Origin of the sequence: Herbaspirillum sp. UBA812 (assembly GCF_002296545.1) — a bacterium.
In the GTDB taxonomy this organism is placed as follows: domain Bacteria; phylum Pseudomonadota; class Gammaproteobacteria; order Burkholderiales; family Burkholderiaceae_D; genus Herbaspirillum; species Herbaspirillum huttiense.
Genome location: NZ_DBIC01000116.1, coordinates 8,203 through 9,621, shown reverse-complemented (window position 1 = coordinate 9,621; position 1,419 = coordinate 8,203). Strand labels below are relative to the sequence as shown.

Here is a 1,419-nt window from a genome sequence, read left to right as displayed (position 1 = left end):
TACATGATTCGCAGCGGAGAATTCGCGCATCAGGGCATCTTCGATCTCACCCTCAACGTGCTGAAAAAGGAAATGCCCGGCTACGAGCACGTCGAACTGGAGGCCCCCTTCCCGCGCATCAACAGCGAGATCCGCAAGGGCAGTCACTGGTGCTTCAACGGCATGCTCAAGACTCCGGAGCGCGAACATTACGGCTACCTCTCGCTGCCGATGTCGATCTTCCTGCCGCTGCGCATCATCGTGCGGCGTGATCGCGTGGAGGAATTCAGGCACAGGACCTCGCTGACGGGCTTGCTGCAAGACCCACGGCTGACTACATCGGTGATGCGTGACCGCTCCTACAGCCCGACGGTGGACAAGCTGCTGGCCACCTATCCGCCGCGTGAAAATTATTCCGAACAGATGGAAGCGATCGGCATGCTGCTGGCCGGTCGCCTTGACTACATGGTTGAGCTGCCGCTGCTGGCCTTCGACCAGGCGCGCGCCATGGGCCATGCCGGCGAACTGGTGGCGCTGCCGATGCGGGAGGCCAATGAAGTCGTCTTCAATCGTGTGATGTGCCCCCATAACGAATGGGGCCGGCAAGTGGTGGAGCAGGTCAACAAGGTCCTGCTGGCCCAACGCGCCAAGCCATCGTATCGCGCCATCGTCGAGAAATGGCACGATCCGGAATCGGTGGCGGAAATCCGCAAGATCTATGACAAGGTGTTCCTGAAGATTCCCTGAGCGTGTTGCTCACTCGCGCAGGCCGCCCGCTTCCATCACATCCCAGCACGCGCCCATGGTGTGATAGTCCACCTTGCCGGCGGGCGACTTGGTGTCTTCCAGCTTGCTGCCATCGGCGGCCAGAATGCGGAACCAGGCCCCGTGATGATGATCGACCAGATGCGCCCAGCTCCACGCCCAGATGGCGTGATACTGCTGGCGGAAACGTTCTTCCCCGGTCACGCGCCACAAACGCCATGCACTGGCGAAGGACTCGGCCTGGACCCAGAAATATTTGTCGGTGTCATACGGCCGCAGGTCCGGATCGAAGCCGTAGATCAAACCGCCATACAGAGCATCCCAGCCATGCTGCCACGCCGCGTCCTGCAATTCGGCAGCACGCGTCACGTAGGCAGGTCGCGACTCCTGTGCATGGGCGATCAGCAGCAGCTTGGCCCACTCGGTCTGGTGGCCGGTCTGGAAGCCCCAGGGCTTGAAAATGTTGTCGCGGTTGCCGCGGTTGTAGTCGTGATCCAGAGACCAGTCCTGACGATAATGCTCCCACACCAGATCCTGCGATTGCCGTGCCAATCCAAACACGAAGCGCTCGATCAGCAACTGCGCACGCTCCAGATAGACGGCGTCCCCGGTGGCGACATGAGCAGCCAGGCAGGCTTCGCACATGTGCATGTTGGCGTTCTGGCCGCGATAGGG

General features: G+C 61.2%; 2 protein-coding genes. One reads left to right on the top strand and one right to left on the bottom strand.

Going from position 1 to position 1,419, the window contains the following annotated elements:
- Window positions 1–726, top strand: a 726-nt coding sequence (locus B3873_RS07590; protein ID WP_286865029.1) for a transporter substrate-binding domain-containing protein, incomplete at its 5' end; no start/stop codon positions are given.
- Between the two features lie 9 nt (window positions 727–735).
- Here the strand turns inward: B3873_RS07590 and B3873_RS07585 are convergent.
- On the bottom strand, window positions 736–1,419 hold a 684-nt coding region (locus B3873_RS07585; protein ID WP_286865027.1), incomplete at its 5' end, for an AGE family epimerase/isomerase.